Genomic DNA, 5,219 nt, shown 5'->3' on the forward strand with positions numbered 1-5,219 from the left:
TCGAGTAACCTGCGCGACGGTTTCACGCACGAAAGCTGCGGATTCCGACTTGGCCGGAATCCGCAGCTTTCGAATCCGCTACAGGAGTCCCGCGGCGCGGGTGAGAACGTCGCGCAGGATCTGCTCGAGCTCGTCGAACTCGGACGGGCCGATCGTCAGCGGCGGTGCGAGCTGGATGACGGGGTCGCCCCGGTCGTCGGCGCGGCAGTACAGGCCAGCGTCGTAGAGGGCGCCGGAGAGGAATCCGCGCAGCAGACGCTCGGACTCGTCGTCGTTGAACGTCTCGCGCGTCGCCTTGTCTTTCACCAGCTCGATGCCGAAGAAGTAGCCGTCACCGCGCACGTCGCCGACGATCGGCAGGTCGAGCAGCTTCTCGAGGGATGCCCGGAACAGGGGCGAGTTCTCGCGGACGCGTTGGTTCAGGCCTTCCTCGTCGAAGATCGCGAGGTTCTCGAGCGCGACGGCTGCCGAGACCGGGTGTCCGCCGAACGTGTAGCCGTGCAGGAACGAGGTGTGCCCGTGGCGGAACGGCTCGTAGATGCGGTCCGAGATCACGGTGGCGCCCAGAGGTGAGTAGCCGCTGGTCAGCCCCTTAGCCGAGGTGATGATGTCGGGTACGTAGTCGTACGCGTTGCAGGCGAAGGTGTGGCCGATGCGACCGTACGCGCAGATGACCTCATCCGAGACCAGCAGCACGTCGTGGCGGTCGCAGATCTCGCGGACGCGCTGGAAGTAGCCAGGGGGAGGGGGGAAGCATCCGCCCGAGTTCTGCACCGGCTCGAGGAAGACGGCGGCCACCGTCTCGGGGCCTTCGAACAGGATCATCTCTTCGATGCGGTCCGCCGCCCAGCGGCCGAACGCTTCGAGGCGGTCACCCTCGCCGTCCCAGACGAAACCTGCCTCCTCGGCGCGGTAGGCGTTGGTGTTCGGCACCCGGAACGCGCCAGGTACTAGAGGCTCGAACGGTGCCTTCATGATCGGGATGCCGGTGATCGCGAGCGCCCCCTGGGGAGTGCCGTGGTAGGCGATCGAGCGCGAGATGACCTTGTGCTTGAGGGGCTGGCCCTGCAGCTTCCAGAACTGCTTCGCCAGCTTGAAGGCGGTCTCGACGGCCTCGCCGCCCCCGGTGGTGAAGAAGACGCGGTTGAGGTCGCCGGGTGCCTCGTCGGCCAGGCGGTCGGCCAGCTCGATCGCCGACGGGTGCGCGTACGACCACAGCGGGAAGAACGCGAGCTCTTCGGCCTGCTTCGCAGCAGCCTGCGCGAGGCGCTTGCGACCGTGGCCGGCGTTGACGACGAACAAGCCCGACAGGCCGTCGAAGTAGCGCTTGCCGCGGTCATCCCAGATGTGGTGTCCCTCGCCGCGCACGATGACCGGCACCCCGGAGGTGTCCAGCACCGACTGGCGGGTGAAGTGCATCCACAGGTGGTCTTGGGCCTTCTTCTGCAGATCGGCGGGGGAGTTCATGGAATGTCCTTTCGGGGCGTGGTCACGGTGTCTGTGAAGGTGATCACTGGGTGCCCCAGTCGTAGAGCTGTTTCACCAGGCGGAGGTACACGAAGGATTCGGTGGCGACGACCCCGTCGATCGCACGGACGCGCTTGTTGAGCAGGTCGATGAGTTCGTCATCCGAGGCACAGACGACCTCGGCGAGCACGTCGAAGCTGCCGGCGGTGAGCACGACGTAGGTGACTTCGGGCAGGGCCGAGACTTCGGCCGCGATGCGGGTCGAGTCTCCCGAGGTGCGGATGCCGACCATTGCCTGTCTCGCGAAGCCGAGCTGCAGGGGATCGGTGACAGCGACGATCTGCATGACGCCCGCGTCGACGAGCCGCTGCACGCGGTTGCGCACGGCGGTCTCGGAGAGCCCGACCGCCTTGCCGATGTCGGCGTACGAGCGCCGACCGTCGGCCTGCAGGTGCTCGACGATCGCGCGCGAGATGTCATCGAGCTGAGGAACCCGGGGAGTGCGATCTGCCACGCGACGATCATCGCAGAGGAATCACCGGAAGACAACTGAAAGCGTCGAGCATTGCGGCCATATGTGCGGAATCCGCAGATGCGACCGGTATTCGAGGAGGGAATCGGAACCGTGGGGCTCGCAGGAGGGCATCCTCGTGGCGAGAGAGCGACGTGCGACCATGGGGGGATGAGCCTGCCCGAACACGCGCCAGCCTCGAAGCGGGCGATCTGGGTGGCTGCGCAACGACTGTTCGCCGAGAACGGCTACGCGCGAACCTCCGTGCGTGAGATCGCGAGTGAGGCCGCTGTTGACCCGGCTCTGGTCATTCGCCATTTCGGCTCGAAAGAGCAGCTCTTCATGGAGACGATGGAGGTGCAGGTAGCGGCTGCTGCCTTCGAGGGTCCGCTCGAGACCCTCGGCGAGCGGTTCATCGCGTTCATCCTCGATGACGACGCCGACATCCGCGGGATCTACCTGGCACTCCTGCGGGCCAGCGACTCCGGGGGTATCTGGACTCACCTGCGCGCCGCCCATGAGGAGGGCTTCGTACGGCCGTTTCGCACGCGAATCGCGAGTTCGCCGGCTCACGCGGCCGATGCTGACACCCGCGCGCGGATGGCTGCAGTCGTGGTCGGCGGCCTGCTCTACAGCCTGTGGGTGGTGCGCGATGAGGGTCTCGCGCATCTGGAGCGCGAGACCCTCATCCGCCGTTACGGCACGCTGTTGCAGACAGCGATCACGGGCTGACTCAGATCGCCGACCAGCCTCCGTCGGAGGGCAGAATGACGCCGGTGACGTTGCTCGCGTCGTCGCTCAGCAGCCACGTGATGGATGCCGCGAGCTGCGCAGCCTCGGCGATCGGCGGCAGAATCGTCATCGCGAGTCCGACGCGCTCCTGGCCGAGTTCGGAGGCGAAGGATGCCTCGATTCCGGTCGCGACCGGGCCCGGAGCTACCGCGTTGACGCGAATGTTCTTTCCGGCGTACATGAACGACGTGCTCTTGGTGAGGCCCACGACGGCGTGCTTCGAGGTCGTGTAGGCAAGGCCTGCAGCCGAGCCGCGAAGCCCTGCCTCGGAGGCGACATTCACGATCGATCCGCCGCCGGCCGTGAGCATGAGGGGGAGGACCGCCCGCGTGAGTCGGAAGGTTCCCTCCACGTTGACAGCCATGACCCGCGACCAGACCGCGTCGCTCACTTCGTGCAGCGGCGTCATGTCGTCCATGATCCCCGCGACGTTAGCAAGACCGTCGACACGACCGCCGGCGGCTGCGACGATCGTCGCGATCGCGTCTTCCGACGTGATGTCTCCCGCGACCGCCACGGCGCCGGGCATCTCGGCGACCGCCGCATCGAGGCGCTCCTGCGAGATGTCGACAGCGACGACCATCCCGCCCTCGGCTGCAACGCGCGCAGCCACGGCGCGTCCGATCCCCGAGCCGGCGCCGGTCACGATGACGGTCTTGCCATCGAAGCGTCCGGGCGTGATGCGCTCGATCCACGGGGCCGCCATCGGGGGAGCGGCGGGCTCGTCCTCGTCATCATCGTCATCGTCGTCGGTCGCGGGTGCAACGGCGAGGGCGTTCGGGTCGTTGGCGCGCCGAACCATGTCGTCGATCATTTCCTGCGGCATCCGTCCGCCACTCATCGACGCGACCCGCTCGAGCGAGAAGAGCTTGACGGGGGCCAGCGCCGATTCGGTCTGACCTCCCTGCGCGAGCAGATCGCGCAGGATTGGGCCGCCGACGGGATGCTTCAACCACGCGCCGATCGATGATTTTGCGCTGAGCGCCTTGTCTTTGGCCATGTCTCCTCCTTGAGTCGATCGCGGTTTCGGGACCGCGTGATCCCAGTCTAGAGAAGGAGTCAACAAAGTTGACAGGGGTCGCTGAAAGAACCTTCAGATTGAGGGATGGTTCGGCTGCAATGTAGGTTAGGCAAGGCTTACCAATTCGAGAGTGAGCCTCCCACAGCAACCCACGAAAGGAGCGCTCGTGCGCGCCTCCCGTCTCATCGCCCTCGGCATCGCCGTGGCCCTGACCGGTTCCCTTGCCGCCTGTTCGTCATCGACGGATGCCGGGACCACCGAATCCGAATCCGGCAGCGGCTTCCCCGTTACCATCGAGCACGCCTACGGCGAGACAGTTATCGAGCAGAAGCCCGAGCGGGTCGCGACCGTCGCCTGGTCGAACCACGAGGTGCCGCTGGCCCTCGGCGTCGTGCCCGTCGGTATGAGCAAGGCGACCTGGGGCGACGACGACGGTGACGGCGTCCTGCCGTGGGTTGAGGACAAGCTCGAAGAACTCGGCGCCGAAACCCCTGTGCTGTTCGATGAGACTGACGGTATCGACTTCGAGGCCGTGGCAGACACGCAGCCTGACGTCATCCTTGCCGCTTATTCGGGGCTCACGCAGGAGGACTACGACACCCTCTCGAAGATCGCCCCGGTCGTCGCGTACCCCGAGGTCGCCTGGGGAACCTCCTACGAAGACATGATCCGCATGAACTCCGCGGCGCTCGGCCTCTCGGCCGAGGGTGACGAGCTCATCGACGAACTGCACGAGACCGTCTCGGCATCGCTCGAGAACTACCCCGAGCTCGACGGCGCCCGCATCCTCTTCAGCTACATCGATCCGTCGGACTTCAGCCAGATCGGCTTCTACACGAGCCACGACACGCGGCCCGGCTTCCTCGAGAGCATCGGTTTCCCCGTTCCCGAGATCGTCGCCGAAGAGTCGGCGAACACCGAGGAGTTCTACACCTCGGTCAGCGCCGAAGAGGCAGACCGCTTCGCCGACGTCGACGTCTTCGTCACCTATGGCGACCCCGGCAGCGACATCGTCGCGCAGCTGCAGGCCGACCCGCTGCTCTCGCAGATCCCGGCGATCGCGAACGGCTCGATCGTCGTGCTCGAGAACGACACGCCGCTGGCGGCATCCGCGAACCCGTCGCCGCTGTCGATCGGCTGGGGCATCGACGACTACTTCGCCCTGCTCGCATCCGGAGTCTCTGCACAGCAGTGACCACCCTCCACGCGCCCGCACCGGTACCGGCCGTCGCCTCGTTGCGACGATCGGTATCGGTGCGTGTCGCGTGGCTGGTTGCGGGAATCGCGCTTCTCGTGGTGCTCGCCGTCGCATCCGTCGCCTTCGGTGTCGCTGACGTGAGTCCCGCCGATCTCGTCGCAGGCCTTTCGGGCAATGCGACATCGATCGAGTCGGCGGCGGTCATCAAACGGATGCCGCGCACCGTGCTC

General features: G+C 66.3%; 5 protein-coding genes and 1 pseudogene. 3 read left to right on the forward strand and 3 right to left on the reverse strand.

Features of this window, described 5'->3' with window-relative positions; genetic code table 11:
* Nucleotides 1-78: 78 nt before the first annotated feature.
* Both Q1V87_RS08400 and Q1V87_RS08405 read right to left on the reverse strand, forming a co-directional pair.
* Nucleotides 79-1,467, reverse strand: a complete 1,389-nt coding sequence (locus Q1V87_RS08400; RefSeq protein WP_300591686.1) for an aspartate aminotransferase family protein — start codon at nt 1,465-1,467, stop codon at nt 79-81.
* Nucleotides 1,468-1,510: 43 nt separating this feature from the next.
* Nucleotides 1,511-1,981, reverse strand: coding sequence for an Lrp/AsnC family transcriptional regulator (locus Q1V87_RS08405; RefSeq protein ID WP_300591687.1), 471 nt, complete (start codon nt 1,979-1,981; stop codon nt 1,511-1,513).
* 168 nt (nt 1,982-2,149) lie between these two features.
* Between Q1V87_RS08405 and Q1V87_RS08410 the strand changes: the two genes are divergently transcribed.
* Nucleotides 2,150-2,710 (forward strand): TetR/AcrR family transcriptional regulator, encoded by a 561-nt coding sequence (locus Q1V87_RS08410; RefSeq protein WP_300591688.1) that lies wholly within the window; start codon nt 2,150-2,152, stop codon nt 2,708-2,710.
* Nucleotide 2,711: 1 nt separating this feature from the next.
* Here Q1V87_RS08410 and Q1V87_RS08415 read toward each other — a convergent pair whose 3' ends face one another.
* Nucleotides 2,712-3,770 (reverse strand): SDR family NAD(P)-dependent oxidoreductase, encoded by a 1,059-nt coding sequence (locus Q1V87_RS08415; protein ID WP_300591689.1) that lies wholly within the window; start codon nt 3,768-3,770, stop codon nt 2,712-2,714.
* A 187-nt stretch (nt 3,771-3,957) separates the two neighbouring features.
* On the opposite strand from Q1V87_RS08415, the gene Q1V87_RS08420 reads away from it, so the two are divergent.
* Both Q1V87_RS08420 and Q1V87_RS08425 read left to right on the forward strand, forming a co-directional pair.
* Nucleotides 3,958-4,986, forward strand: coding sequence for an iron-siderophore ABC transporter substrate-binding protein (locus Q1V87_RS08420; RefSeq protein ID WP_300591690.1), 1,029 nt, complete (start codon nt 3,958-3,960; stop codon nt 4,984-4,986).
* Nucleotides 4,983-5,219: pseudogene (locus tag Q1V87_RS08425) on the forward strand (iron ABC transporter permease); the annotation flags it as partial. The gene Q1V87_RS08420 and the pseudogene Q1V87_RS08425, both read left to right, overlap by 4 nt.

This window comes from Microbacterium sp. (genome assembly GCF_030149085.1).
Lineage (GTDB): Bacteria > Actinomycetota > Actinomycetes > Actinomycetales > Microbacteriaceae > Microbacterium.